Origin of the sequence: Microbacterium phosphatis, assembly GCF_049177115.1 — a bacterium.
Taxonomy (GTDB): Bacteria; Actinomycetota; Actinomycetes; order Actinomycetales; family Microbacteriaceae; genus Microbacterium; species Microbacterium phosphatis.
Map to the genome: position 1 here is coordinate 2,235,450 of NZ_CP185370.1, position 24,462 is coordinate 2,259,911.

A 24,462-nucleotide genomic window follows, 5' to 3' on the forward strand; every position below is an offset into this window, starting at 1 on the left:
GGTGCCTCGCGCGGGTCGCACGGCACCGGCCCCGTCCGGAGACGGGCATACGGGTTCATGTTATCCGCCCGTGACCTATGCCGCCGCTGGGGGGCGGTACGCGCTCGGCGTACACCGCCCCCAGCCGGCCGCGCGGCCGAATCGGATCGGAGGCCGTGAGCTCTCAGCCCTGCGGGTCCGGAGCGGCAGTGCCGTCGTCGCCCCCTCCGGCGTCTCCCCCGTCGCAGTGCTCGTAAGGCAGCACATCGAGGGTGTTCACCTCGATGGCGAAGACGTCGCCCGCGGTGGTGATGTCGCCGCCGTCCTCGGTCGCATAGCCGAAGTGGATCCTGTTCTGCGCCCCGGCCACGGTGAGGAACGCCCCGACCAGCTCGTCGCTGGTCTCCCTCGCATCCGCGTGGATCGCCCGCACCTCGTCCACCGTGCTGTGCAGCGTGATGCCGTCGGTCGTCGACGGCGCCTGGGTGGTCGGCCCGTCCGGCCCCGTGTACTCGGTGCGCACGGCGGTGACCGTCGCACCGTCCGACGTGTGCGCCGCGACCATCACCTCGCCCTGGGTCACCCAGACGACTCCACACGATCCGGCCTCCCCGGCCGCGGTGGCGTCGCCGCCGAGGTCGGTCGCCCGCGCGACGGCGTCCGCCCACGGCATCCCGATCGTGAACGGCCCGATGCCCTCCTCCGTGATCCGCCACGTCGAGAGGTCGGCGGTCGGCTCCACGGGTGGGTCGGTGGGAGCCGGCGTCGGCTGCGCGGGCGGGTCGATCGGGATCGCCGTGGTGGTGATGCGCGCGCCCCAGGCGCCGCCGTCCGGGAGGTCGAGGCCGATCCCGCGCGGCTCCCACGAGAGGCTCCGCAGCGTCGTCACGGTGTCGACCGTGCCGAGATCCGGATCCTGCGTGACGACATAGCGCTGCTCGTACAGGTCGTCCTGCACCCGCTCGGTGAGGTCGATCCTGACGATCTGACCGTCCTTCCGCTCGACCTCGGCCCTCGGCTCCGCGGCCAGGACCTCGAGGTACGCCCCCCGGAGGTCCTCCGGCAGCGCGTTCCACGAGAGCTCGCGCACCGCGTTCGACGCGACGGTCTGGGTGTAGGGCGCGTCGGCGCGAGTCATTCCCACGGGGCCGAGATGCGCCCGAAGCGCCTCAGGATCGCGCGGATACTGATCCCACATGAGGAAGGTGCTCCCGAGCGCGCACCAGGAGGCGGCGCGCCCCGTGCCCCACACGGGTTCCGAGGTGCCCTCCACGTCGCCGTGGCTGTCTCCCGCCGCCCCGATCTCGGTCGCGCAGCGCTGCGAGGCCGCCGCCGCCCCCTCGTCGGAGGGCGCACCCGCCGTGTATGCGACGGTGCAGGGCTCGCCCTGGGTGACGCGCCACGGCGCATCGGTGGGTGTGCCCTCCTCGGCCTCGAAAGCGCGGTCCGACAGGTCGCGCGGCCTCTCGACCGTGGCGGTGGACTCCAGCACGAACGCGGACGTGGCCGCGGTCGCCTCGCCCCAGGGATCCTCGCCTGTCTTCTGCGGCCACGGGCCGTCGCCCCAGCCGTAGCCCGCCTGCCGGGTCGCATCGGACCAGGTCCACACCGACTCGCGGGTCTGGGTGACCTTGAGGTAGGTCCCGTCGGCGGCGAACGCGGGGTCGACCGGCCCGGCGGTGCGATCCTCGGCTCGCAGCCCCGAGAGCAGCTGGACGCCGCCGATCGCCGCGGCGACGACGACCGCCACGGCAGCCACGGCGAGCGCCACGCGAGCGGCCTTCCGTCCGCGGGATGCCCGGGGCTCGAGGGCGGTGACCGGGGCGAGGCCGCCGGGGTCCTTCGCCGCACGCCGCTTCGGCGACCGGGTGGCGATGGCGACCGGGCGACGCTCCGCCGCCTCGCGCTCGAACTCGGCCATCAGCTGGGCGCGCGCCGCGGCGAGCGCGGCGGGCGACGGGGCGCCGACCTCGGCGCCGAGGTCACGCACGAACTTCTGCGAATCCATCGTTCCCCTCCTCGGGCTCGGCGGGAAGCTCCAGGCGCAGGACGCGCCGGATGCGGTTGATGCGAGACCAGACGGTGCCCACGGGCACACCGAGGGACTCGGCGATCTGCTCGGTCGTGAGGTCTCCCCACGCGTAGAGGGCGAGGGTGTCGCGATCCGCCTCGCTCATCCGCCTGATGCGCGGAGCGAGGTGCTTCAGCCGCGCGGCGGCGTCGGCGCGCTCGACGGCCGAGTCGATGTCGCTGATCGCGACGTCGACCGCCACGCGCGCAGACGCCTGCAGGGTGCGCCAGCGCCGTGCCTCCGCCGCGCGCTGACGGTGCGCCAGCCGGGTGGCGATGCCGAACAGCCACGGCAGAGCCGACTCGCGGGAGAACTCGAAGTCGGCGCGGCGGCGGAAGGCCACCAGGAACGTCTCGCTCAGCACATCGTCGCCGGCATCCGCGCTGACGAGACGGCGCGCGTAATGGCCGAGGGCGGTCGCGTGGCGATCGAAGAGCGCGGCGAACTCCTGCGGTCGCGCGAGCGACAGCCGGATGATCTCGGCATCGGTGGTCACGATGGGTATTGCCCTCTCCCGCGATTTCCCTTCACCCTGCCCGGATCGTGCCGCCCGGGCGTGTCGCGACACGGCGGGATCCCGCCGCTCCGCCGAACCTGTTCCGAGTATGCATATTCTCGGAAAGCACTTGCGGGACCCTCGCCGAACGGAGACACGATGAGCGTGCGACAGAGCCTGCTGGCGATCCTGGAGCAGGGCCCCTGCTACGGGTACCAGCTGCGCACCGAGTTCGAGCGCCGCACCGGTGGGACGTGGCCGCTGAACGTGGGGCAGATCTACAACACCCTCGAGCGCCTCGAGCGCGACGGGCTCGTTGTCCGCGGAGCAGCCAATGACCAGGGGCACGTCTACTGGGAGATCTCGGACGCGGGTCGCGCCGAGGCGCGGGAGTGGCTCGGATCGGCCGTGGATCGCGGGCAGGCGGCGCGCGACGAGCTGTCGATCAAGCTGGCCCTGGCCGCAACCCTGCCCGGCGTCGACGTGACGGCGCTGATCGCCGCCCAGCGTGAGGCCACCGAGCGGCGACTGGCCGAGCTGCGCCGCACGCGCGAGGACGACGGCGAACCCGCGACCCCGCAGACCATCGCCGCCGCGCTGCTGATCGACGCGCAGATATTCGCCGCCGAGGCCGAGCTGGGCTGGCTCGCCCACAGCGAGCGGCGCCTGGCAGCCCATCCCGACCACGCGCTCGCGCTCGACCTCGCCACCGAGCGACCGAGGCGGGGCCGACCCGCCCGGGCACTGGCGTGAGGCGGCGTGGCCGCCGATGTCGGCGGCCCGTGGCAGGCTGATGCGGTGACCGCGCCCACTCCCGTCCTGACCTCCCGCCGCGCCTGGATCGGCTTCGGAGTGCTGCTCGTCGGCACCTTCATGTCGCTGCTCGACACCACGATCGTCAACGTCGCGCTCGAGACGATCCGCGGATCGCTCGACACCGACGAGGCGACGATCGCCTGGATCATCTCGGGGTACGCCCTCGCGTTCGGCCTGGTGCTGATCCCCGCCGGGCGCCTCGGCGACCGCTTCGGCCACAAGTGGGTCTTCTTCACGGGCCTCGCGGTCTTCACGGCCGCCAGCCTGTGGTGCGGCCTGGCCTCGGGGCCGCTGGAGCTCGTCATCGCGCGTGTGGTCCAGGGCATCGGCGGCGGCCTGTTCTTCCCGGCCGTGACCGCCTTCGCCCAGCTGCTGTTCGCGCCCAGGGATCGCGGCAAGGCGTTCGCCGTGATGGGCGCGGTGATCGGCGTCTCGAGCGCCCTCGGCCCCATCGTCGGCGGCCTTCTGATCGAGGCGCTGGGCGACGAGACCGGCTGGCGCTGGATCTTCGCGGTCAACGTCCCGATCGGCGTGCTCGCGCTCGTCGCGGTCGTCCTGTTCGTCCCCCAGGTCGGCGGCGGAGAGAAGTCGTACGTCGACGGCGTCGGCCTCGTGCTGCTCGCGGGCGGCATCACCGCGATCCTCGTGCCCCTCATCCAGGGACAGGACGAGGGATGGCCCGTGTGGACCTTCGTGTCGTTCGCGGGCGGTGTGATCCTGCTCGTCGCGTTCTGGTTCTGGGAGTCGCGCCTGGCGGCCCGCGGGGTCACCCCGCTTGTGCACCCTCACCTGTTCTCGCACCGTCAGTTCACCGGCGGCACGGTCCTGGCGATGATCTACTTCGGCTCGTTCACCAGCATCTTCTTCTGCATCGCGCTGCTCTGGCAGGCGGGACTGCAGCACTCGGCGCTCGAGACGGGCCTCGTCACCATCCCGTTCGCCCTCGCCAACGTCGTCGGCGCGGCCCTCAGCGACAAGCTGGCCAACTCCCTCGGCCGCGGGGTGCTCGCGATCGGCACGGCGCTGGTCACCATCGGGCTCGGCGCCACCTGGCTGGTGCTGCTGCTCACCCCCGCCCCCGATCTGAACGGCTTCGAGCTGATCGCCCCGCTCGCGCTCGCGGGCTTCGGCAACGGCCTCTTCATCGCCCCCAACGCGCGCTTCATCGTCGCGACGGTCGACCGATCCGAAGCCGGCTCCGCCAGCGGCGTCATCGGCACCGTGCAGCGCATCGGATCGGCGATCGGCATCGCGGTCGTCTCGAGCGTGCTGTTCGCGATCGCGGACCTCGACGGCATCGGCGACGACATCGGGGCGGCGATCGCCGGCGGAGAGCATGCGAACCCGGACGCGGCCGCCTCGGCCGTGCTCGCCGAGCACTTCCTGCCGGCCGCGACGTCGGCGATCGCTGTCAGCACCGCCCTGGCCGCGATCTCCTTCCTGCTGGTGTGGACCCTGCCCAAGCGCGTCTCGCTGCACTGACCGGCCCGCAGAGGGCAGGTCTTCCCCGTCGTCGTCCTGTGCGCGCGGGCCCTCCGGTGCCAGGATGGCCCCAGGCGCACAGCCGCGCCCGACCCTGGGGAGGGACGACGATGACCGATCCGAACGACGAGAGCAGCAGGCCGATCGAGCCGCTCGACAGGGCGCCCGCGCCCCTGCCGGCGAGCGAGGTGCCCGCGCACGGCGAGTCCGAGACACCGCCCGCCGACGCCGCGCCGCGGGCGAGGCCCGGCCTCTCGAAGGCCGCCTTGACGTGGATCGCCGTCGCCGCGGCGGTGGTCGTGGTGACTGCGGTCGTGGTGCTCCTGGTCGTGTTCACCCGCACGGCGTGAGCCGCGGGGCGAGCTCGCGCGTCGCCGACCCCGAACCCGAGCCGGAGGAAAGGCGCGCATTCCGCCTGGGGCGAAGCGCCCGGCGGGTGCCTCGCCGGGGACCTTAGGATCGACCCATGGTCGGTTTCTGGGGCAAGCGCAAGCGTGAGGACGATGCGGCACGGCAGGCGCAGGACGACGACCTCGCACGCCGCGCCCGAGCCGCACTCGTCGCCGCCGACGAGCGGATCCGCACGACGGCCGATGAGCTCGAGTTCGCCGTCGCCGAGCTGGGCGAGACCGCGACGAAGCCGCTGCGCGAGGGGCTCACGGCCGTGCGCACGCACCTCGGCGAGGCGTTCCACCTGCACCAGCTGAACCACGACGAGATCCCCGACACGGCCGAGGAGCTGCGCACGCGCAACGCGCGCATCGTGCAGCTGTGCGAATGGGCCGAGGACGTCATCGACGAGCGCACCGCGGCGCTGAAGGAGCGCATCGAGCTCGCGCGCCAGTCGCCGCAGATCCTCGAGCGCCTCCGGGGCGACGTCGAGCGCCTGCGCTCGCGGCTGCCGCTCACGCGGGAGACCGTGGAGCGCCTGGCGCGTCGCTACAGCGCCGCGGCACTGAACCGCGTCTCCGCGAATCCCGATGAGGCCGAGCAGCTCCTCGACTTCGCCCTGCACAGCGCCGACGTGTCGACCCGGCGGCGCGAGGCTCGGCGCGCCGAGGAGGCCAACGTCGCGCTCGAGACGGCGACCGAGGCCGTCCGTCGCGCGGAGACGATCATCGACGGCGTCGAGGACTTCGAGATCGAGTCGCTGCGCGCGCAGTCGACGCTCGCGGACGTGGTCGCCGACTCGCGCCAGGACATCGTCGCCGCGCGGCCGCTGACGCAGGCTGGGCTCCCCCACGCGTCCGAGGTGAGGGCCGCGGTAGCGACGCTCGAGACCGCGCTCGCGGCCCTGCCGGCCCCCGGCACGCCGTCCGATCCGTTCGCCGACCTCGCGACCCTGCGCGAGGCGAATGCCGCGCTGGACGCGGCGGTCGAGAAGGCCCGTCAGCGGGCCGCCCGCCCGCTCCCGTCGGTCGAGGCCGTCCGCCACGCGGTCGACGCCGCTGACCACGCGATCGCCGTGGCGCACAGCGTCATCGCCGGCCACCGCGGCTACATCGGCGCCGACGCGCGCACGCGCCTCGCCGAGGCGCAGCGCCTGCGCGCTGAGGTCGAGCCGCTGGTGCTGCCGGAGGACACCCGCGAGCAGGCCCTCACCCTCGCACGCCGCGTGCAGCAGCTCGCCGGCGAGGCCCTGCAGGCCGCCCAGCGCGACATCGACTCCGGTCGGTACGGCGGCGGTGGCGACGACTGGGGCGGCGGCGGACGCCGGAACGCGGGCGGCGGCGACATGTTCGGCCCCATCGTCGGCGGCCTCCTGCTCGGCGGCCTGCTCGGCGACATGTTCGACTGACGCGACGCCTCCGCTACGCGGGTGGCGCCTCCGCTCCCTGCTCGGCCTCGGCCTCCTGCCGGCGCCGGCGGCGATCGCGCGCGGCGGAGACGACGGTGAAGCCGGCGTAGACGAACAGCGCCCCCGCGGTGACGAGCACGACCCAGGTCTGCTGATCCACGTTCACCCACTGGCTGACGTAGCCGAGCAGCGGCACCGAGTACATCACCACGGCACGCACCTGGTAGTCGTGCACCGGGCTGTCCGCGACCGCGTTGTTGTCACCCTGCAGCGTGAACACCCGCGATCCGTCCTGGTGATGCGCGATCTCGGTGACGCGGTGCGTGACCAGCGTCGGATCGTTCGGATAGGGCAGGTAGGTGACGATGTCGCCGATCCGGATGTCCTCCGGCTCGACCGGGCGGACCACGAGCAGCGTGCCGACGGGCAGCGACGGCTCCATGGACGGTGAGAGCACCGTGAGCGGCACTCCCCCGACCGCCTTCGGCACGATGACCGTGAGCACGCCCACCAGCAGCACGAGGGCCAGCAGCCCGCCGCTGATGCCCATCCACAGCGCGTGGAGGGCGGGGTGGCGCTCGGCGAACCGCCGACCGTCGCGCTCGGCTTCGGGAGGCTCGTGGTCGCGGCTGTGACCCGCGTCGGCCGCCGTGGGGACGGGCAGCGTGACCGGGATCGTGGTCATGATGCTCTCCTTCGGGACGATGGTGGTGCGGACGATGTGCGGCTGCCGCGGATCAGGGCGGGCCGCAGGAGACCCAGAACTCGCCGGTCTGGCGGGTGACCCACACGGTGTTCTCGGCGATGACGGTGTCGGCGGGGTCCTCGGCGTACGCCGTGACGACGAGCTCGCGTGTCTCGCCGACCTCCATCCCCGTCGGATACAGGGAGGGGATCTGCTGGACGTGACCGTTGTCGAGATGGAAATCGGGCGCCCAGTAGCCCACCTGACCTCGCCAGACGCCGTCGAGTGCCTTCACGACGTACATCTGGGGCGGCAGCGACTCGGGGTGCGTGTAGGTCAGAACGACCTGGTGGCCGGATTGGGTGCACTGTGCGGGCGGGACGGGAGGCGGGGTGGGCTCGCCCGGCCCGAGCTGGATGACGCCGGCGTTCGCGGCGACGGTGTCGTTCCAGAGGGCATAGGTGCCGCCCGCTGCGCCCAGGGCGACGAGCCACACCGCGGCCAACGCCGCCACCGCGCCGAGCATCGTGCGGATGCGCGAGCGGCGGCGGGCCGGACGGTCGGCGGGGGTGTTCATGGCCGGAGCGGGGCTCACGGCCCGACGGCGGGCCGAACCTGCTGGAGGACGAACTGCAGCCCGCTGAGGTCGATCACCGGCGTCTCACCCTGGCCCACCGTGCCCTCGGCGTCGAAGGAGACGCGGAGGTCGAACGGGGCGGTAGTCTCGACCCGGGTGTCCGACGGGGCGATCTGGATGGGCTGGGTCTGTCCGTGCTCGGCGAACTCGACGTCGACGAGGCCCTGGAGGCCGTCCGGGATCACGATCGACGCGGGGTCGTAGGTGATCTGGGCGTGCAGGTTCGTGCCCTGACTCTCGACGGTGACGTCGCCGCGGAACTCGAGCACGTCACCGGGCACCATCACGAACGAGCCGATGTCGTCGATCCTCACCTCGCCGCCGTCCGAGACGTCGTACCAGGTGCCGGTGACGCTGTCGTCCGTGAACTGCAGCACACCGGTGCCCAGGGGTTCGCCTGCCGCGTCCACGGCGATGCCGTCGTTCCACAGGGCGAACGTCCCCGCGCCGCCGAGCAGCAGGGCCACCCCCGCGGCCGTGGCGATCGCGCCCTTTGCGAGCTTGTTCATCTGTCCTTCCTCCCTTTTCGATGGGTGTCGTCGGCTGTTCCGGCACCGTCGCCGATGCGACGCACCGGGTGGCGATGGGACACCGTTCGGGCCCTGTTCCGCCACGAATCCATCCTACGCTGTGGTCTGACCACAGCGTAGGATGTGGTCAGACCACATAAGGAACTCTCAGCCTGCCTCCGGGCGCACCGAAAAGGGGCCCGGCCCCTGGGGGCCGGACCCCTTCGGATCCTGTGGTGATGAGCTCTACGAGGCGAGCTGCTCGGCGTCCGCCGGCGGCGCCGCGGCCGTCAGGGCGATCACGCCGTAGTCCCACCCGCGGCGACGGTAGACGACGCTCGGGTGGTCGGTGCGGGCGTCGATGAAGAGGAAGAAGTCGTGGCCGACGAGCTCCATCCGATCGACGGCCTCCTCGACCGTCATCCACTCCGGCTCGAACGTCTTCGTGCGGATGACGACGGGCGTGTACTCGTCCTCGCTCTCCGTCTCGGAGACGATGGGCACCTCGCCCGTGGCGACGGCGCGGATCGTGTCCGCGGCGGCGGGCTCGACATCGATGCCCTCGAGTGCTCCGGAGCCCTTCTCGTAGTGGGCCCCTCGCGGGTGCAGGCGCGCGGTGACGCGCTTGTCCTTGGCCCGGCGCAGCTGCTCGCTCAGCTTGTCGAGCGCGGAGTCCAGCGCGACGAACTTGTCCGCCTCGCAGGCCTCGGCCCGGATGACCGGGCCCTTTCCGACGACCGTCAGCTCGACGACGTCGTTCTCCATGCGGCCGTTCCGATGGATCTGATGGGTGACCTTCACATCGAGGCGCTGCGCGCGTGGGGCGAGCCCCGCGATTCGTGCGCTCTTCTCCTCGACGACGGTTCGGAAACGATCGGTGATGCTGACGCCGACTCCCGAGATGTTGGTTTCCATCTTGTGCCTCCCGTTGATTCCGGTGAGACCTTGCGGTCCACCTTCCCCGGCACTTCGTCCGGTTGAGCGGACCTCGGTCGCGTTCCCCGGGCTGTCACCCGGGGGCTTGTGATGCCCTACCGTAGACCGGTCCTCGGCCCCTGTCACGCACTAGACGTCCGGGCGTGCCGATCCGGTTCATCGTCGAGAGACCCGTTGTTCATCCTCGAGCGATATCAGCGCGATCCTGGGTGGTTCCTGGGATTCTCCGAGCGCAGAGGAGTATCGGCGGCCACCGCCGCCGACACCACCGTCGCGCCCGCGGCCTCGAGCGCGCGGCGCGCCTCGGCCAGGGTCGACCCCGTGGTGAGGACGTCGTCGACCACCACCACCCGCAGCCCGGAGGCCGCGGGCCCGGCGCGCAGGCTGCCCGCGGCGTTGCGGGCCCGCCCCGCGCGATCCAGGGCGCGCTGGTCGCCCGTCACCCGCGCGGCGACCAGCAGCCGGGCGGGGCGCATCCCCGCCCGGCGGATCAGCAGCTCCGGCACCCGATAGCCGCGGCGGCGCATCGCGCCGCGCGAGGTCGGCACCGGCACGACCACCACGGGCCCGGCGCATCCGGCCACCGCGGCCCGCAGAGCGGCGCGCAGGCCGGGGGCGAGTGCTCGGGCGAGATCGGTCCTCCCCCGTTCCTTCAGGGCGCGCACGGCCCGCGCGCGGGCGCCGTCGAAGGCGCCGCCGCTCCACACCGACAGCCCCGCGATCTCGCGCCGGCGCGGTGTCGGGCGCAGCGCCTCGCGGCAGCGGCCGCACAGGGCAGTGCCCTGCAGCCCGCACCCGCCGCAGGCCACCGGCAGCAGCAGGGCGAGGGCCTGCGCACCCGCCTCCCGCAGGGCGTCGAGGCGCGGGGTGATCCGATCCATCCCGCCAGCCTCGCGCGCCGACCCCGGCCACGGACCGCCCCACGGCGCTCCGGGATCGCCGGATGCCCGATCCGCGGCTGGGGACGACCCTCAGTCGTCGCCGCGCGGTGTGCCCATCTGCGTCGCCAGCACCGAGACGCCGTCGCCGGCCTGCTGCCACGACGTCTGGCGGCGCAGGTACAGCAGCCCGTCCGATGACTGCAGGCGCGCCAGGGAGTCCTGCGTGCCGAACTCGATGGCGGTGGTGGCGACGGGTGCCTCGACGCGCGTGGCGGGGCCGCCGACCTGCTGGTCTATGACGTAGGTCTTGCGCTGCTCGCCCTCCGTGCCGCTCATCACGATGCCGAGGCGCGAGTCCTCGATCCACGCGATGTCCACGCCGGCGAGGGGCAGCTCGGTCGTGCGCATAACGCCGCCCACCCCCGACGGCTTGCCGCTGCGGTCGCGGCGGATGCTGGCCACAACGGCGAAGTGCTCGCCGCCCTGGGTCACGAGCGCCGCCATGCGCCCGCCGTCCCGGGACATCGCCCAGGCGCGCACGGTCGCGGCCTCCGCGAAGCCGCCCGTGATCGCGATCGGCTGCAGATCCGCGTCCCAGGAGATGATCTCCGTCGGGCTGTTCCCCGGCACGGTCCAGACGTAGCCGAACGGGTCGATCAGGGGCCGGATCAGCCCCTTCCGCCCGGCATCGACCTGATCGGGGCTCTCGGCGGTGACGCGGTAGACGATGCCGGTCGACTGCTGCACCACCGCGACCTCCTGGCTCGGGTCGACGGCGATCGAGTCGATCTGGCCCTCCATGTCGACCAGGGCGGGGCTGAGCCCCTCGATCGGCACCATGTCGGCCCCCGAGAGGAAGCCGAACTCCCCCGCGCGCAGCACGAGCGCCCGCGGGTCCGGCCGGGTCTGCGCGGTGGTGAACGCCTCGACGTCCACGGGCAGGGTCTGCCCGTCGATCGTGAGCCGCACCGACTGCACGCCGGCCGTCGTCAGGCTGTTGAGCAGCTGCGTCATCATCCGGCTCTTCGCCGTCTCGTCGACCCCGGCCGCCACCGCGTTCAGCCCGACGTGCGCGACCTGATCCGCGTCGACGGGCACCGCGTCCTGCTCGAGCTCGATGTCCTGCGCGAAGGCGCTCGCCACCGATCCGGCGAGCCACGCGCTGGGCGCGCCGTTCACGAGCTCGCGGACGATGTATGTCGCCGCGTTCCCCGTCGCCGGGAACCAGCGCACGTCGGGGATGAGGTACGTCCAGGTCGGGTCGAAGTACGTCAGCCGGTGATCGCCGTACACGTCGCGGAAGCTCTGTCGGTCGATCACGATGCCATCGGGCGCCTCGACGATGCGCCACTCGCCGTCCTGGCGCTGCGCGAGGCGGAACGCCATCTCCACGGGCCCGGACGACGAGGTGTAGGTGCCGTGCTCGTCGACCACGGCGGTGGCGTCGACCGTGAGCGCGACCCGATCCGACTCGGCCTCCTCGTCCTCGGGGTCGGCCCCGGGCACGGTGTATCGCCGCTCGTCGGCGACGTCCACGATGACGCCGGCCTCGGGGCGCCAGCTCTGCTTGAGCTCGCCGCCGAGGTACATGCGCGCGATCTCCCAGCTGTCCAGCGGTGAGATCGAGGCCTCGATGAAGCCGGTCACGATCTCCTCGGGGGTCGCCCCGGGCGAGGGCGCGCCGGCGAAGAAGCGGGTCGGCAGCTCCTCGGCGACGGCACCCGGCTCCTTGCCCGCATGGACCTCGCCGGATGTGGGTAGGCCGGTGCACCCGGTGACGACCAGCAGGAGGGCCAGCAGCAGGGCGGCGGCGCGGCCGCCGCGTCCGAGGATCGTATCCATCAGCTGTCCCCCTTCGCTCGCGACGAGCTCTCCGAGTCGGCGGGCGGATCCGCCCGGCTGTCCAGCTCGTCGCCCGCCTGCTCCTCGGTGCGGCTCCAGGACGGCGAGACCAGCCCGTCGACCTCGCGGAGATCGCGGACCTCCCCGATGTCGGTGAGCTCGCCCGTCTCGGCCAGATCGAGCGTCAGGATCGGCTGGGTGAGGCCGAGCGCGTGGTGCAGCGCATCGCCCGACGGCTCCAGCGGCACGGGCGACTCGAACTCGATGCCGCGGCGCTCACGCTCCGTGCGCGGACGGCGCGGAAGGGCCAGGACGAAGTGCGTGCCGATGCCGAGCTGCGACCAGACCTCGAGGGTCCCGCCGTGCAGCTTCGCGTCGCCCAGGGCGATCGAGAGCCCGAGGCCGGTGCCGCCCAGGGTGCGCTTGCGCGACGGATCGGCGCGCCAGAAGCGGTCGAACACGCGCTCGGCGTCCTCGGGCCTCATCCCCATGCCGTAGTCGCGCACACCCACGGCGACCGAGGTCGGGTTGCTGTCGACCGTGATCACCACGGGCCGCCCCTCGCCGTGCTCGATCGCGTTGCCGAGCAGATTGCGCAGGATCCGCCTCACCCGGCGCGCGTCCATGTCGACGGGCGAGTACCCGCCGGGGGCGACGAAGCGCAGCTCGGTCTCGTGCTGCTCGGCGATGTGGCGCATCGACTCGATGACGTCCTCCGCGAGCTGCGCGAGGCTGGTGGGCTCCAGTTCGAGCTGGACGGATCCGGCGTCGTAGCGGCTGATCTCCAGGAGGTCGGTGAGCAGCTCCTCGAAGCGGGCGACCTGCGTGTGCAGCAGCTCGGAGGTGCGCGCCGCGAGCGGATCGAACTCGTCCTTGCGGTCGTGGAGCATGGTCGCGGCGAGCTTGATGGTCGTCAGCGGCGTCCGCAGCTCGTGCGACACGTCGGAGACGAACCGCTGCTGCACGAGCGAGAGCTCGGCGAGCTCGTGGATCTGCGACTCGATGCTGTCGGCCATCGCGTTGAACGAGCGCCCCAGCGTGGCGAGCTCGTCCTCGCCCTGCACCGGGATGCGCACCTTGAGGTCGCCCTGGGCCAGGCGCGCGCTGGTCGCGGACGCCTCGACGATGGGTGCGGCGAGCGAGCGCAGCACCACCCACAGGATCGCCACCACGATGAGCACCATGGCCACACCGGAGCCCCACAGCGTGCCCTGCACGAACTGCAGGGTCTCGGCCTGCTCGGCGAGGTCGTAGGCCAGGTAGATCTCGTAGGCGCCGACGTTGGGCACGTTGAGCTGCTGCCCGACGATGATGCCCGGCAGCTGGCTGCCGCGGGCGTCGGTGAGGGCGATCGACTGCCACCACTGCGAGCGGGGCTGCGTCTGCACCCGCTCGCGCAGGCCGTCCGAGACGGCCTCGGCCGCGAACCCGCCGAGACCGAAGTCGGAGGGCGCCAGCGGCACCGGGCTGTGATCGATCCGGAAACCCGCGATCTGGTCCGTGGACGCCAGGCGCGCCATGTCGTCGCGCACCGAGCTCCACAGCGACTGCATCTGCGCGCGGCTGCCGGCGACCTCGGAGGCGTCGAGGGTCTGCTGCGCCTCCTGCACCGCGCGGGCCGCGTCGTCGAGCACCTCGCTCAGGCGCTGGTCGAAGAGATCGCGCTGGATGGCGAGCGCCATCCAGAGGCACGCGACGGTGATCGTGATGGCGGTCAGCGCCGTCGCGATGAGCACGGTGCGGAACTGCAGCGAGCGCGTCCACATCGCCGTCACGACCCCCGGCCAGGTGCGCGGGGACAGCAGCGCGAACCGCAGCGGCGCGGTGGGCGGGCTCGGGGCCGCGGGCATGACTAGGACGCGGCGGCGTCGGTCACCGCGCCGGCGCGATACCCCACACCGCGCACGGTGGTGACGATCTTCGGGTTATCGGGGTCGAGCTCGATCTTCGCGCGGAGGCGCTGGACGTGCACGTTCACGAGGCGGGTGTCGGCCTTGTAGTGGTAGCCCCAGACCTGCTCGAGCAGCTCCTCGCGGCTGAACACCTGCTGCGGCTTGGTGGCCAGCGCCACCAGCAGCTCGAACTCGAGCGGGGTGAGGGCGATCGGGGCCGGGCCGCGGCGCACCTCGTGGGCGGCGACGTCGACCGTCAGGTCGCCGATCCGCAGCACGTCGTTCGCGCCCTCGGAGGCGGGGCGCAGGCGCGTGCGGATGCGCGCCACCAGCTCCTTCGGGTTGAAGGGCTTGACGATGTAGTCGTCGGCGCCGGCCTCGAGCCCCCCGACGACGTCGTTCGTGTCGGCGCGCGCGGTCAGCATGATGATCGGCACGCCGGAGGCGGCGCGGATCTCGGTGCAGATCTCGATGCCGTCCTTGCCGGGGAGCATCAGATCCAGCAGCACGAGATCGGGGCGCTCATGGCGCCACATGTCGACGGCGAGCTCTCCGTCGGCGCAGAACAGCGTCTCGAATCCCTCGGTGCGCAGGACGATGCCGATCATCTCGGCGAGGGCGGTGTCATCGTCGACGACCAGGATGCGGGCGGTCATTGGAGGGCGCTGATCCTTTGCTTGGTGTACCGGGGACCCGAAGATCCCGATCAGCCTAGTAGACCACCCCTTTTCTGTAACGTGGGTCAGACCCCCGGTGCCCGTCGACGAAAGGCTCGCTCGCATGTCGTACGAACAGACCTGGCGTCCGGCGCCGCGGCAGGGACTCGTGCCGCTGTACCCGTTCGGGTTCGGCACGGCCCTGGGGCGCTCATTCACCGCGCTGCGCGGCAACCCGAAGGTGCTGGTGGGGTTCGCGGTCACGGTGCAGACGCTCTCGTCGCTGGCGGGGCTCGCCATCCTGGCCGCCATCGCCGTGCCCGTCTTCACCCGCCTCGAGACCGTCGACAACCAGACACCCGCCGGCGAGATCGGGTCCGACGAGTTCGCGACGGTGCTGATCGGCTCGCTGGCGCTGATGGGCATCGCGGCCTTCGTCATCTCGCTGCTGCTGTCGGCGATCAACGTGATCGTGCAGGGTGTGGTCGTCGCCGAGGTGTCCAGGGCTGTCGTCGGCGAGAAGGCGTCGCTGCGGGACCTGTGGGCGATGGTGGCGCCGCGCTTCTGGTCGCTGGCCGCCTTCTTCCTGCTTCAGCTGGCCGCCGCGACGGTGGTCGCGGCGATCGCGGTGGCGCCGGTGGTGCTGGGTGTGACGACCGAGGAGTACGGCCTGTCGTTCCTCGCGCTGCCCCTGGTGCTCGCGATGATCCCGCTGTACGTGTGGCTCAGCACGAAGCTCTACCTCACGACGTCGGCGATCGTGATCGAGAAGTTGGGCCCGATCCGCGGCATCGGCCGGTCGTGGGCGCTCACGCGCGGGCGATTCTGGCCGACCTTCGGTGTGATGGCCCTGATCGGGCTGATCATGGGCGTCGTCTCGAGCATCGCGTCGTTCCCGCTGCAGATGCTCGTGAGCTTCCTCCCCGCCGTGCTGATGCCGCTCGGCCAGGAGGGCGACCCGGTCGCCTCGATCGGCCTGGTGGTGGGCACCACGCTGCTCGGATCGGCGCTGCAGCTGCTGATGTCGGCGATCTCGACCATCGTCACGGCCACCGGCGGAGCCCTGATGTACGTCGATGCCCGCATGCGGCACGAGGGTCTCGACCTGCGCCTGCAGTCGTACGTCGAGCAGCGCGAGCTGGGCTCCACGGCGCCGGCCGACCCGTGGACCTACGACCCGTCGTTCGCCGCGTACGCCGCGACCCCGCGCCCCGGGTTCACCCCGGGCTACCTCACCCCCGAGCAGGCCTACGCGCAGCAGGCGCAGCAGGCCTACGCGCAGCAGGGGTACGCGCAGCCCGGCTACCCCGCGCCGCCCCAGCCGCAGGACCCGTACGCGCAGCCGGGCTACGCGCAGCCGGGCTACCCCGCCCCGCCCGTCCCGCCGGTGCCGCAGCCGCCCTACGCGGCGCAGCCCTACGCGGCGCAGCCCTACGCGCCGCAGCCGGGCGAGGCGACGCCCCCGCCCGCTCCCCCGCAGGCGCCGTATCCGCCGAACGGCGGGTCGTGATCGCGCCGGTGCTCTCGGTCCTCGCGCGGATCCCGGTGTCCGGGCTGGATCCGGATCGGGACGAGGCGCGCGAGTGGGCCGAGCGGGAGCTGTCGGATCCGATCTACGCCGATTCGCAGCCGACGGCCTTCGACCGGTTCGCCAAGGCCGTCGTCGACTTCGTGAACGACCTCCTGCGCCCCGGCGACGGCGCCGAGTGGAGCCCGGTGCTCGCGATCGCCGCGGTGGTGATCGCCGTCGCGCTGGTAGTGGCGGCGATCCTGATCTGGGGGCGCCCGCGGCTCGCCCACCGCACCGGGGACAGCTCGGCGATCCTGTTCGGCGACGCCGAGCACCGCACCGCGGCGCAGCTGCGCGCCGCCGCCGCGACCGCGGCCGCCGCGACCGACTGGGACGAGGCGATCGCGCTGCGCTTCCGCGCGCTCGCCCGCGGGCTCGAGGAGCGCGGCATCGTGGAGGCCCCGCCCGGCACCACCGCGCAGGGCCTGGCCCGTCGCGGCCACCATCCGTTCCCGGCGCAGGGCGACGCGCTCGATGCGGCCGCCCGCGCCTTCGACGATGTGCGGTACCTGCGCCGCCGCGGCACGGCGGAGCTTCACGCCGTCGTCGCCGGGCTCGATGACGAGCTGATCCGCACCACCCCCGCGCGCGCACCCGAGACGATCCTGTCGTGACGGCGCCCGCCCCGATCCTCGACCCGTTCGCGACGGACGTCGCCGAGCGCCGCGCGCGCCGCCGCGGCGTGTGGGGATGGGTCGCGCTCGGCGCCGTCGTGCTGCTGCTCGGCGCGTTCCTGACGCTGTTCGCCCGCGCCGACTGGGAGGCCCGCGCGCGCCTCGACCCCGAGGGTGTGGGCCCGGGCGGCGCCCGCGCGATCGTGCACATCCTGCGGGATCAGGGTGTCGAGGTCGTCGCGACCACGGGTCGCGATCAGACCATCGCCGAGCTCGACGGGGGCGGCACCCTGGTGGTGACCGACCCGTGGCCGCTGTCGGACGAGGCGCTGCGGGACGTGGTGGACGCGGCGGACGACGTCGTCGTGCTGAACCCCAGCGGATCGGCCACCGACCTGCTCGTCCCCGACGCGGCCGATGCCGGATACGGCTCGTCCGCCGTCGGCCCGGGGTGCGACCTGCCGGCCGCGGTGAGAGCCGGAGAGATCGTCCCCGGACGCGCCTTCACGGCTCCCAAGGGGGTGGTCGGCTGCTACCCCGTCGGTGACGGCTTCGCCGTGCTGCAGACGACCGACGGCGACACGCGGATCACGGTCGTCGACGGCACCGTGCTGTTCGACAACGAGCATCTCGCGCAGCAGGGCAATGCCGCGCTGGGTCTCGGTCTCATCGGCGCCGCCGACCGGGTGGTCTGGTACGTGCCCCGGCGGGAGGACGCCGGAAGCGCCGCGCCGCCCACGATCGGCGAGCTCGTGCCGCCGTGGGTGACGCCCGCCCTGACGCTGCTGCTGCTCGCAGGGGTCGCCGCCGGGCTGTGGCGCGGTCGTCGCTTCGGCCCGCTCGTCGCCGAGCGCCTCCCCGTGACCGTCCGCGGCAGCGAGACCCTCGAGGGCCGCGCGCGCCTGTACGCCCGCGCCGCGCAGCCCGCCCACGCCGCCGACCTGCTGCGGGCAGGCGCGACGGCGCGGATGGCGCGCCGCCTGGGCCTGCCGCCGAACGCCGCGCCCCGCGAGGTCGCCGACGCGGCCGCCGCGCGGCTCGGCGCTCCGGTCGACGTGACACGTGCGATCCTGACCCACGTCCCCGCGACCGACGCCGACCTGGCGACCTTCGGGCATCGCCTGCGAGAGCTCGAGGCCGCCGTCGACGCGGCGCGCCTCGACCGCCGCCCGTCCTGAACCCCGCCCCGCCGTACCCGAGAGGAATCCGCATGGACAACCCCACCCCGCAGGCCGCCCCGGCGTCCGCCGACGCGCTCCGTCAGGCGATGCACCGCGTGCGTCTCGAGGTCGGCAAGGCCGTCGTCGGCCAGGACGGCGCCGTCACGGGGCTGCTGATCGCGGTGCTGGCGCGCGGCCACGTGCTGCTGGAGGGCGTCCCGGGTGTCGCCAAGACCCTGCTGGTGCGCAGCTTCAGCCGTGCCCTGGGGCTGGACACGAAGCGGATCCAGTTCACCCCCGACCTCATGCCCGGCGATGTCTCCGGATCCCTCATCTACGACGCGAAGGCGGGCGAGTTCGAGTTCCGCGAGGGTCCGGTGTTCACGAACATCGTGCTCGCGGACGAGATCAACCGCACACCGCCCAAGACGCAGGCCGCCCTCCTCGAGGCCATGGAGGAGCGCCAGGTCTCGGCCGACGGCGTCACCCGCGCGCTGCCGGACCCCTTCCTGGTCTGCGCGACCCAGAACCCGGTCGAGCACGAGGGCACGTACACACTGCCCGAGGCGCAGCTGGACCGCTTCCTGCTGAAGCTCGTGATCGACCTGCCCCCGCGCGAGGCCGAGGTGTCGGTGCTGCGCCGTCACGCCGACGGCTTCACCCCGCGTGAGCTCGGCGGCATCGTGCCGGTCGTGAGCGCCGAGGAGATCCGCGCGGCTCAGGCCTCGGCCACCCAGGTCACGGTCACCGACGAGGTGCTCGCGTACGTCGTCGACCTCGCCCGCGCCACCCGCCAGAGCCCGTCGGTGCAGCTCGGCGCGAGCCCGCGCGCCTCGACGGCGCTGCTCGCCGCCGCCAAGGCCTGGGCGTGGCTGGGCGGCTACCCGGCCATCACGCCCGACCACGTGCAGGCGATGCTCGTTCCCGTCTGGCGGCACCGGATCCGGCTGCGCCCCGATGCCGAGATCGAGGGCGTCTCGGTCGACGCGGTGCTGAACTCCGTGCTCCAGCAGACGCCCGTTCCGCTCTGAGCGGGCTCCGCGCATGTACCTGACCGGGCTGGTGCCGTGGCTGATCGCCGCCGGCGTGATCCCCCTCGTGCCGCTGAGCGCCGTGGGCGTGAACGCGTGGCTCGTTGTGGCCGCGTGGCTGCTGCTGTGCGCCGCGCTGGTCGCGGTCGACGTGATCGCGGCACCGGATCCGCGCGCGCTCGCGCTGGAGCGCACCTACCCGGGGCGGGTCGGATCCGGCGGGCACGCGCGCGTGCGCCTGGGCGAGGCCGCCGAGCTGAGGCTCCGCGTCGTCAATCGCGGCGAGCGGCGCATCCGCGCGACGCTGCGGGACGCCTGGCAGCCCACGGCCGGCGCTCCCCCGGCGCGCCTGCGGCTCGACATCCCGCCGCGTGAGGCGCGCACGGCCTCCCTCGCGCTCCTCCCCCGTCGCCGGGGCGAGCTGCGCACCGAGTTCGCGATCATCCGCTCGTCCGGCCCCCTGGGCCTCGCGGGCGTGCAGCGGCGGATGGACGCCCCGGGAGCGATCCGCGTGCTTCCCCCGTTCCACGCGCGCCGGCACCTGCCGTCGCGGGTCGCGCGCCTGCGCGAGCTCGACGGCAACACAAGCGTGCAGGTGCGCGGCCAGGGCACCGAGTTCGACTCTCTGCGGCTGTACGTGCGCGGCGACGACGTGCGTTCGATCGACTGGCGCGCGACCGCCCGCGCGGGCAGCACGATGCTGCGGACGTGGCGCCCCGAGCGGGACCGTCACGTCGTGATCGTCATCGACACCGGCCGCACCGCCGCCACGCGGGTGGGCGACGGGACGCGCCTGGACGCCGCGTTCGAGGCCGCGCTGCTGCTCGCCGCTCTCGCGGAGCGGGCGGGCGACCACGTGCACCTCGTCGCGTTCGACCGCGCCCTGCGCGCCCGCGTCACCGGCGTCGAGGGGTCGCACCTGCTGCCGGCGCTTGTGGACGCCCTCACCCCGGTCGAGGCGCAGCTCATCGACACCGACTGGGAGGCCGCCTTCGCCCAGGCCCGCGCGCTCGCCGGCCATCCGTCGCTCCTCGTGGTGCTCACCGCGCAGGAGGCGCCGGACGCGGCGCGCGGCTTCCTCGGCACCCTGCCGCAGACCGTGCGCGCGGGCACCGTCGTGCTGGTCGGCACGGCCACGGATGCCGACCTCGAGCGCACCGCCCGCGCGGAGGGATCCGTCGACGACCTCTACCGCGCCGCCGCCGCGGAGGCCGCGCTCGGCACCGCGTCCGCCGTGGCGCGCGCCATCACGCGCGCCGGGGCCGAGGCCCTGGCCGCCTCCCCGGACGACCTGCCCCCGCGGATCGCCGACCGCTACCTCGCCCTCAAGGCCGCCGGGCGACTCTGATCCGCGGCGCGCCTTCCTTGCACCGCTCTCAGCCTCCTGTCAGCATGCGGGAGAGGGAGACCCCGACGAGAGGAACGATCATGTCCGATCCGAAGCCCGAGAGGCCCGTCGAGCCGACGGAGCTCGCCCACACCCCGCCGTCCGCCCCCGCCACCAGCGCGAAGCTCGTGGCCGAGGTCTTCGGAACCCTGCTGCTGGTTCTCGGCGGCGTGGGAACCGCGGTGTTCGCCTCCAACCACTTCACCGACACCCCCGCCGCGGTCTACACCGCGGTGGCGCTGGCCTTCGGCCTCACGGTCGTCGTCGGCGCGTACGCCTTCGGCCCCGTCTCCGGCGGCCACTTCAACCCCGCCGTCACCCTCGGCCTGGCCGCCGCGGGCCGCTTCCCGTGGCGCGAGGCGACGGGCTACATCATCGCCCAGATCGTCGGCGGCGCGATCGCCACGACCCTGCTGGTGCTGATCGGCCTCTTCGGCCCGGCCAACTGGCTCACCACGGCCCAGGACGCGGGCTTCGCCAGCAACGGGTTCGACGCCCACTCGCCGGCCGGCTTCGGCATGGTCGCCGCCATGATCGCCGAGGTGCTGCTCACCGGCCTGTTCCTGCTGGTGATCCTGGGCGTCACGCACCCCACGCGCGGCACGCCGTTCGCCGGTCTCGCCATCGGCCTCACGCTGGCGCTGATCCACTTCATCAGCATCCCCGTCGACAACACCTCGGTGAACCCGGCGCGGTCGATCGCCGCCGCGATCTACGGCGGAGGCGACGCGCTCGCGCAGCTGTGGGTGTTCATCGTGTTCCCCATCGTGGGCGCGCTGATCGCCGGTTTCGCCTACAAGTCGCTGTTCGACGTCACCCGCACGGGAGCGCCGATCGGCCGCTGACCCCGCCGGCCGCACACGAGACGGCCCGGACCCCCGCGGCATCATGCCGCGGGGGTCCGGGCCGTTCCGGTTCTCCGCGTGGTCAGGCGCCGAGCAGCGCGCGCAGCCCCTCGACCGCGAGCGCGTGGTCGTCCTGCTCCGGCAGGCCCGACACCGTGACCACGCCGACGATGCCGACGCCCGCCACCCGGATCGGGAACGCGCCGCCGTGCGCCACGTACTCGGTGAAGGGCAGCGTGGTCGCCGCGTTGAACTCCCCGCCGAAGCGACGCCCGATCAGGTACGACGAGGCCCCGAAGCGGACCACCGTCCGGATCTTCCGCGCGATCCACTCGGACATGTCGATGTTGCTGCCCTCGCGCGCGGCGTGGAACACCTGCTGCTGGCCCTTGCGGATGTCCACCGCGATGGCCAGGTCGCGCTCGGCCGCCAGGCGCACGATCGTGCTGCCGAGGGTCCAGGCGTCGTCGTAGTCGAACTTGGGCAGGACGAGCTCACGCTCCTCGGCCTCGAGGCGTTCGATCAGGGCTGCGTCGTCGCGGGTCATGCCCCCAGCATCCCATCCGCCGTCAGCCGGCGACGAGTGTGGGGGTGCCTGCCTCGTACTCGGTGAGGTCGCCGGTCTCGCCCGCGCGGGCGGCACGGCGCCCGAGGACCAGCATCCAGAACAGCAGGACGCCCAGCGCCAGGGCGCCGATGCCGATCTTCAGCCACCAGGGCCACGGCTGGCCGGTGACGAAGCCCTCGACGGCGCCGGCGATCGCGAGCGCGAACACCAACCCGATCGCGACCGTGGCCAGTGCCCGTCCCTCGGCGGCGAGCGCCGCGCCCCGGGTGCGGGCCCCGGGCGCCACCCACGCCCAGAAGGTGTGGAGCCCCGCTGCGGCGGCCACGAAGATGCACGTCATCTCGAGCATGCCGTGGGGCAGGATGTACAGCGCCATCACGTCGAGCCGATCGTGGGCGGTCATGACGGCGGCGGCGGTGCCGAGCCCGATGGCGTTCTGCATCAGCACGTACACGGGGAAGATGCCCGTGACGCCGAACAGCACCGCCTGGGCCGCGATCCACGCGTTGTTCGTCCACACCATGCCGGCGAAGACGGCCGCCGGGTTCTCCGTGTAGTACTCGGTGAAGTCCTGCTCGGCGTACTGCCGCAGCATCTCCTCGTACCCGAGCGCGGCGACCAGGGAGGGATCCGAGGCGATCCAGGATCCGGAGAGCGCCACCACGGCGAGGAACGCGAGCGCGACGGCGAGGGTGGTCCAGCGGATCCGATACAGGGCCGCCGGCAGCTGGTGCAGGAAGAACCGCGGCAGCTGCCGCAGCACGTTGTCCGAGGCCCCGGTCAGCGCGAGGCGCGCCCGCGAGAGGATCGTCGAGACGTGATCGCCCTGGGGCGTGCGGCCCGCCGACGTCTTGATGTCGGCCAGGTCCGCCGACGCCGCCTGGTAGCGCGCGACGAGCTCGTCGACCTCGTCGCCCGTGAGGCGGCGACGCTGCGAGAGCTCGTCCAGGCGCGCCCATTCCGCCCGCCGGGCGGTCGTGAGAGCGTCGAGGTCCACAGTGCTTAACTGTACGCATGACGACAGGCCCCGGCCCCGGGATCCCGCAGGCCCGCGGCCTCGACGCCCGGTCGCGTGCGGTGGTCGTCCAGCAGGACGAGGTGCTCACGGGCGAGGCCGTCGCCCTCGACGTCCAGCCCGTGGGGCTCATCCTGAGGGTGGCCGGCGCCGCGATCGACATGCTCGTCACGGTGGTCGTCTACGTGCTGCTGGTCGTCGGGCTCACCAGCCTCGTCAACGACGGGATCCTGCCCCAGAACGTGGCGCAGATCCTATCCATCGTGCTCGCGGTGACGATGACGGTGGTCGTCCCCACGACGGTCGAGACCGTCACCCGCGGGCGCAGCCTCGGCAAGCTCGCCGTCGGCGCGCGGATCGTCCGGATCGACGGCGGCGCGATCTCGTTCCGGCACGCGTTCATCCGCGCCGTCATCGGGGTGCTCGAGATCTGGAGCACGCTCGGCGGCCTCGCGGTCCTCGTCGGGGTGTTCACCCCCCGATCCCAGCGCCTCGGCGACCTGGTCGCGGGCACCTACGCCGAGCGCACCCGCACCCCGCCCCTGGTGCAGCGCGAGATCGCGCTTCCGGCCGGGCTCGAGGCGTGGGCCGCCATCGCGGACGTCGGGAGGCTGCCCGACCGCCTCGCCCGGCGCGTGGCCCAGTTCGCCGCGGGTGCGGCGTCCATGCACCCCGCCGCCCGCGCGCGCCTCGCCCACGAGCTCGCCGCCGAGACGCGCCCGTTCGTCTCTCCCGTGCCCGGGGTCGACCCCGAGACGCTGCTGTTCGCGGTGGTCGCCGTCCGCCGGGGACGCGAGCTGCACGCCCTCACGGCGCGGGCCGAGCGGGTCTCGCGGCTCGCGCGCTGACGCTCGCCGCTTCAGCGGCGCCGGGCGCTAGGAGAGCAGGCTCTCGTGGCGGACGACCGTCCAGCCCTGCGGCACCGACAGGCGGTCGGTGTGGATCAGGCAGAGGTCGTGGGCATGCGGGTCGTTGGCGGCGCCGAGGGGCCCGACGGCCGCCATCTGGTCGCGGTAGTCGTAGGTCAGCGTGGTCACGGCCTCACGGGCGCAACCCACCTTCGAGCACTGTCGTTCACGCATCGCGTTCACCCTACGTCGCGGATGTCCGGCCGCTTCGGCGCCTCGCCGGATCCTGCGTAGGCTGGGCACATGGCGCTGTTCGGACGGTCTCGACGCTCGGCCCCGCGCAGTGGCGCGGCGCGGCACGGGCGTCATGGGCGCGTCGGCCGGAGCCCGGTCGTGCGCCCGCCGCTGCCGCCCATCGACACGCGCATCGAGCGCTTCGAGGTGGCCGTGGGCGGTGCCGCCGAGTACCTGCGCGGCGCGTGGCCCGAGCTCCGGGATGTGAGCTTCGAGATCGGGCGACTCCCCCGCGAGGCGGACGAGGAGGGCATCCCGCGCTGGACGCTCGATCGCGAGGCGCGCCGGATCATCCTGTATCGGATCCCGATCGAGCGCCTGAACCGCCTGCACCGCGTCGAGGAGACGCAGCGCCGCATGATGATCGAGGGCGAGGTCTTCCGTGCCGCCGCCGACTACCTCGGCCGCGACCCCTGGGATCTCGGCCCGGACCGCTTCCGCTTCTTCTGA

General features: G+C 73.1%; 25 protein-coding genes. 12 read left to right on the forward strand and 13 right to left on the reverse strand.

All coding sequences use genetic code 11. The annotated features are described in order from the left end of the window. Window positions 1–163: 163 nt before the first annotated feature. Both ACOKGD_RS10645 and ACOKGD_RS10650 read right to left on the reverse strand, forming a co-directional pair. Window positions 164–1,987, reverse strand: coding sequence for a hypothetical protein (locus ACOKGD_RS10645; RefSeq protein WP_342337294.1), 1,824 nt, complete (start codon window positions 1,985–1,987; stop codon window positions 164–166). Then, window positions 1,962–2,546, reverse strand: a complete 585-nt coding sequence (locus tag ACOKGD_RS10650) for an RNA polymerase sigma factor (RefSeq protein ID WP_342337295.1) — start codon at window positions 2,544–2,546, stop codon at window positions 1,962–1,964. Before ACOKGD_RS10650 ends, ACOKGD_RS10645 begins: the two co-directional genes overlap by 26 nt. Before the next feature lie 159 nt (window positions 2,547–2,705). Here ACOKGD_RS10650 and ACOKGD_RS10655 point away from each other — a divergent pair, with 159 nt between their 5' ends. The 4 genes from ACOKGD_RS10655 to ACOKGD_RS10670 all read left to right on the forward strand — a co-directional run bounded on the left by ACOKGD_RS10655 (window position 2,706) and on the right by ACOKGD_RS10670 (window position 6,642). Then, complete coding sequence (locus tag ACOKGD_RS10655; RefSeq protein ID WP_342337296.1) at window positions 2,706–3,299, forward strand: PadR family transcriptional regulator; 594 nt, start codon at window positions 2,706–2,708, stop codon at window positions 3,297–3,299. A 45-nt stretch (window positions 3,300–3,344) separates the two neighbouring features. Further along, the gene (locus ACOKGD_RS10660; RefSeq protein WP_342337297.1) at window positions 3,345–4,844 is read left to right on the forward strand and encodes an MFS transporter; all 1,500 of its coding nucleotides are present in this window, start codon (window positions 3,345–3,347) and stop codon (window positions 4,842–4,844) included. A 110-nt stretch (window positions 4,845–4,954) separates the two neighbouring features. Beyond that, entirely contained in the window at window positions 4,955–5,194 is a 240-nt protein-coding gene (locus ACOKGD_RS10665) for a hypothetical protein (protein ID WP_342337298.1), read from the forward strand. Between the two features lie 116 nt (window positions 5,195–5,310). After that, complete coding sequence (locus tag ACOKGD_RS10670) at window positions 5,311–6,642, forward strand: hypothetical protein (RefSeq protein ID WP_342337299.1); 1,332 nt, start codon at window positions 5,311–5,313, stop codon at window positions 6,640–6,642. 13 nt (window positions 6,643–6,655) lie between these two features. Here the strand turns inward: ACOKGD_RS10670 and ACOKGD_RS10675 are convergent, their stop codons facing one another. The 8 genes from ACOKGD_RS10675 to mtrA form a co-directional block, all read right to left on the reverse strand. Then, entirely contained in the window at window positions 6,656–7,327 is a 672-nt protein-coding gene (locus ACOKGD_RS10675; RefSeq protein WP_342337300.1) for a signal peptidase I, read from the reverse strand. 52 nt (window positions 7,328–7,379) lie between these two features. After that, entirely contained in the window at window positions 7,380–7,904 is a 525-nt protein-coding gene (locus tag ACOKGD_RS10680; protein WP_342337301.1) for a hypothetical protein, read from the reverse strand. Window positions 7,905–7,918: 14 nt separating this feature from the next. Beyond that, the gene (locus ACOKGD_RS10685; RefSeq protein ID WP_342337302.1) at window positions 7,919–8,473 is read right to left on the reverse strand and encodes an alternate-type signal peptide domain-containing protein; all 555 of its coding nucleotides are present in this window, start codon (window positions 8,471–8,473) and stop codon (window positions 7,919–7,921) included. Between the two features lie 246 nt (window positions 8,474–8,719). Continuing rightward, the gene (hpf, locus tag ACOKGD_RS10690; protein ID WP_342337303.1) at window positions 8,720–9,388 is read right to left on the reverse strand and encodes a ribosome hibernation-promoting factor, HPF/YfiA family; all 669 of its coding nucleotides are present in this window, start codon (window positions 9,386–9,388) and stop codon (window positions 8,720–8,722) included. Window positions 9,389–9,603: 215 nt separating this feature from the next. Continuing rightward, complete coding sequence (locus ACOKGD_RS10695) at window positions 9,604–10,290, reverse strand: phosphoribosyltransferase family protein (RefSeq protein ID WP_342337304.1); 687 nt, start codon at window positions 10,288–10,290, stop codon at window positions 9,604–9,606. Window positions 10,291–10,380: 90 nt separating this feature from the next. Next, window positions 10,381–12,132 carry a GerMN domain-containing protein gene (locus tag ACOKGD_RS10700; protein WP_342337305.1) on the reverse strand — a complete coding sequence of 584 codons (1,752 nt, stop codon included), beginning with the start codon at window positions 12,130–12,132 and terminating at the stop codon, window positions 10,381–10,383. Then, the gene (gene mtrB, locus ACOKGD_RS10705) at window positions 12,132–13,982 is read right to left on the reverse strand and encodes an MtrAB system histidine kinase MtrB (RefSeq protein ID WP_342337306.1); all 1,851 of its coding nucleotides are present in this window, start codon (window positions 13,980–13,982) and stop codon (window positions 12,132–12,134) included. Before mtrB ends, ACOKGD_RS10700 begins: the two co-directional genes overlap by 1 nt. 2 nt (window positions 13,983–13,984) lie before the next feature. Continuing rightward, on the reverse strand, window positions 13,985–14,680 hold the full coding sequence (gene mtrA, locus ACOKGD_RS10710) for an MtrAB system response regulator MtrA (protein WP_342337307.1): 696 nt from the start codon (window positions 14,678–14,680) through the stop codon (window positions 13,985–13,987). A 124-nt stretch (window positions 14,681–14,804) separates the two neighbouring features. Between mtrA and ACOKGD_RS10715 the strand changes: the two genes are divergently transcribed. The 6 genes from ACOKGD_RS10715 (at window position 14,805) to aqpZ (ending at window position 21,287) form a co-directional block, all read left to right on the forward strand. Continuing rightward, window positions 14,805–16,190 (forward strand): hypothetical protein, encoded by a 1,386-nt coding sequence (locus ACOKGD_RS10715; protein ID WP_342337308.1) that lies wholly within the window; start codon window positions 14,805–14,807, stop codon window positions 16,188–16,190. Beyond that, window positions 16,187–16,864, forward strand: a complete 678-nt coding sequence (locus ACOKGD_RS10720) for a DUF4129 domain-containing protein (RefSeq protein ID WP_342337309.1) — start codon at window positions 16,187–16,189, stop codon at window positions 16,862–16,864. The genes ACOKGD_RS10715 and ACOKGD_RS10720 overlap by 4 nt, the downstream gene beginning before the upstream one ends. Next, window positions 16,861–18,042 carry a DUF4350 domain-containing protein gene (locus ACOKGD_RS10725; protein ID WP_342337310.1) on the forward strand — a complete coding sequence of 394 codons (1,182 nt, stop codon included), beginning with the start codon at window positions 16,861–16,863 and terminating at the stop codon, window positions 18,040–18,042. The genes ACOKGD_RS10720 and ACOKGD_RS10725 overlap by 4 nt, the downstream gene beginning before the upstream one ends. A gap of 32 nt (window positions 18,043–18,074) precedes the next feature. Then, on the forward strand, window positions 18,075–19,055 hold the full coding sequence (locus ACOKGD_RS10730; RefSeq protein ID WP_342337311.1) for an AAA family ATPase: 981 nt from the start codon (window positions 18,075–18,077) through the stop codon (window positions 19,053–19,055). Window positions 19,056–19,068: 13 nt separating this feature from the next. Then, the gene (locus tag ACOKGD_RS10735; protein WP_342337312.1) at window positions 19,069–20,403 is read left to right on the forward strand and encodes a DUF58 domain-containing protein; all 1,335 of its coding nucleotides are present in this window, start codon (window positions 19,069–19,071) and stop codon (window positions 20,401–20,403) included. Between the two features lie 80 nt (window positions 20,404–20,483). Beyond that, the gene (gene aqpZ / locus ACOKGD_RS10740; RefSeq protein WP_342337313.1) at window positions 20,484–21,287 is read left to right on the forward strand and encodes an aquaporin Z; all 804 of its coding nucleotides are present in this window, start codon (window positions 20,484–20,486) and stop codon (window positions 21,285–21,287) included. 82 nt (window positions 21,288–21,369) lie between these two features. On the opposite strand, the gene ACOKGD_RS10745 is transcribed toward aqpZ, so the two are convergent. Both ACOKGD_RS10745 and ACOKGD_RS10750 read right to left on the reverse strand, forming a co-directional pair. Then, window positions 21,370–21,834, reverse strand: a complete 465-nt coding sequence (locus ACOKGD_RS10745; RefSeq protein WP_342337314.1) for a heme-degrading domain-containing protein — start codon at window positions 21,832–21,834, stop codon at window positions 21,370–21,372. A gap of 22 nt (window positions 21,835–21,856) precedes the next feature. Further along, on the reverse strand, window positions 21,857–22,852 hold the full coding sequence (locus ACOKGD_RS10750) for a stage II sporulation protein M (protein WP_342337315.1): 996 nt from the start codon (window positions 22,850–22,852) through the stop codon (window positions 21,857–21,859). A 17-nt stretch (window positions 22,853–22,869) separates the two neighbouring features. On the opposite strand from ACOKGD_RS10750, the gene ACOKGD_RS10755 reads away from it, so the two are divergent. Beyond that, complete coding sequence (locus ACOKGD_RS10755; RefSeq protein WP_342337316.1) at window positions 22,870–23,718, forward strand: RDD family protein; 849 nt, start codon at window positions 22,870–22,872, stop codon at window positions 23,716–23,718. A 27-nt stretch (window positions 23,719–23,745) separates the two neighbouring features. Here ACOKGD_RS10755 and ACOKGD_RS10760 read toward each other — a convergent pair whose 3' ends face one another. Beyond that, on the reverse strand, window positions 23,746–23,952 hold the full coding sequence (locus ACOKGD_RS10760) for a DUF3499 family protein (protein ID WP_342337317.1): 207 nt from the start codon (window positions 23,950–23,952) through the stop codon (window positions 23,746–23,748). Between the two features lie 69 nt (window positions 23,953–24,021). Between ACOKGD_RS10760 and ACOKGD_RS10765 the strand changes: the two genes are divergently transcribed. After that, window positions 24,022–24,462: a hypothetical protein gene (locus ACOKGD_RS10765; protein ID WP_342337318.1), complete on the forward strand. Its 441-nt coding sequence runs from the start codon at window positions 24,022–24,024 to the stop codon at window positions 24,460–24,462.

Coding starts and splice junctions, on each gene's coding strand:
- ACOKGD_RS10645 (WP_342337294.1), bottom strand. CDS start 1,987: ATGGATTCGCAGAAGTTCGTGCGTGACCTCGGCGCCGAGGTCGGCGCC.
- ACOKGD_RS10655 (WP_342337296.1), top strand. CDS start 2,706: ATGAGCGTGCGACAGAGCCTGCTGGCGATCCTGGAGCAGGGCCCCTGC.
- ACOKGD_RS10665 (WP_342337298.1), top strand. CDS start 4,955: ATGACCGATCCGAACGACGAGAGCAGCAGGCCGATCGAGCCGCTCGAC.
- ACOKGD_RS10670 (WP_342337299.1), top strand. CDS start 5,311: ATGGTCGGTTTCTGGGGCAAGCGCAAGCGTGAGGACGATGCGGCACGG.
- ACOKGD_RS10675 (WP_342337300.1), bottom strand. CDS start 7,327: ATGACCACGATCCCGGTCACGCTGCCCGTCCCCACGGCGGCCGACGCG.
- ACOKGD_RS10680 (WP_342337301.1), bottom strand. CDS start 7,904: ATGAACACCCCCGCCGACCGTCCGGCCCGCCGCCGCTCGCGCATCCGC.
- ACOKGD_RS10685 (WP_342337302.1), bottom strand. CDS start 8,473: ATGAACAAGCTCGCAAAGGGCGCGATCGCCACGGCCGCGGGGGTGGCC.
- hpf (WP_342337303.1), bottom strand. CDS start 9,388: ATGGAAACCAACATCTCGGGAGTCGGCGTCAGCATCACCGATCGTTTC.
- ACOKGD_RS10695 (WP_342337304.1), bottom strand. CDS start 10,290: ATGGATCGGATCACCCCGCGCCTCGACGCCCTGCGGGAGGCGGGTGCG.
- ACOKGD_RS10700 (WP_342337305.1), bottom strand. CDS start 12,132: ATGGATACGATCCTCGGACGCGGCGGCCGCGCCGCCGCCCTGCTGCTG.
- mtrB (WP_342337306.1), bottom strand. CDS start 13,982: ATGCCCGCGGCCCCGAGCCCGCCCACCGCGCCGCTGCGGTTCGCGCTG.
- mtrA (WP_342337307.1), bottom strand. CDS start 14,680: ATGACCGCCCGCATCCTGGTCGTCGACGATGACACCGCCCTCGCCGAG.
- ACOKGD_RS10715 (WP_342337308.1), top strand. CDS start 14,805: ATGTCGTACGAACAGACCTGGCGTCCGGCGCCGCGGCAGGGACTCGTG.
- ACOKGD_RS10730 (WP_342337311.1), top strand. CDS start 18,075: ATGGACAACCCCACCCCGCAGGCCGCCCCGGCGTCCGCCGACGCGCTC.
- ACOKGD_RS10735 (WP_342337312.1), top strand. CDS start 19,069: ATGTACCTGACCGGGCTGGTGCCGTGGCTGATCGCCGCCGGCGTGATC.
- aqpZ (WP_342337313.1), top strand. CDS start 20,484: ATGTCCGATCCGAAGCCCGAGAGGCCCGTCGAGCCGACGGAGCTCGCC.
- ACOKGD_RS10745 (WP_342337314.1), bottom strand. CDS start 21,834: ATGACCCGCGACGACGCAGCCCTGATCGAACGCCTCGAGGCCGAGGAG.
- ACOKGD_RS10755 (WP_342337316.1), top strand. CDS start 22,870: ATGACGACAGGCCCCGGCCCCGGGATCCCGCAGGCCCGCGGCCTCGAC.
- ACOKGD_RS10760 (WP_342337317.1), bottom strand. CDS start 23,952: ATGCGTGAACGACAGTGCTCGAAGGTGGGTTGCGCCCGTGAGGCCGTG.
- ACOKGD_RS10765 (WP_342337318.1), top strand. CDS start 24,022: ATGGCGCTGTTCGGACGGTCTCGACGCTCGGCCCCGCGCAGTGGCGCG.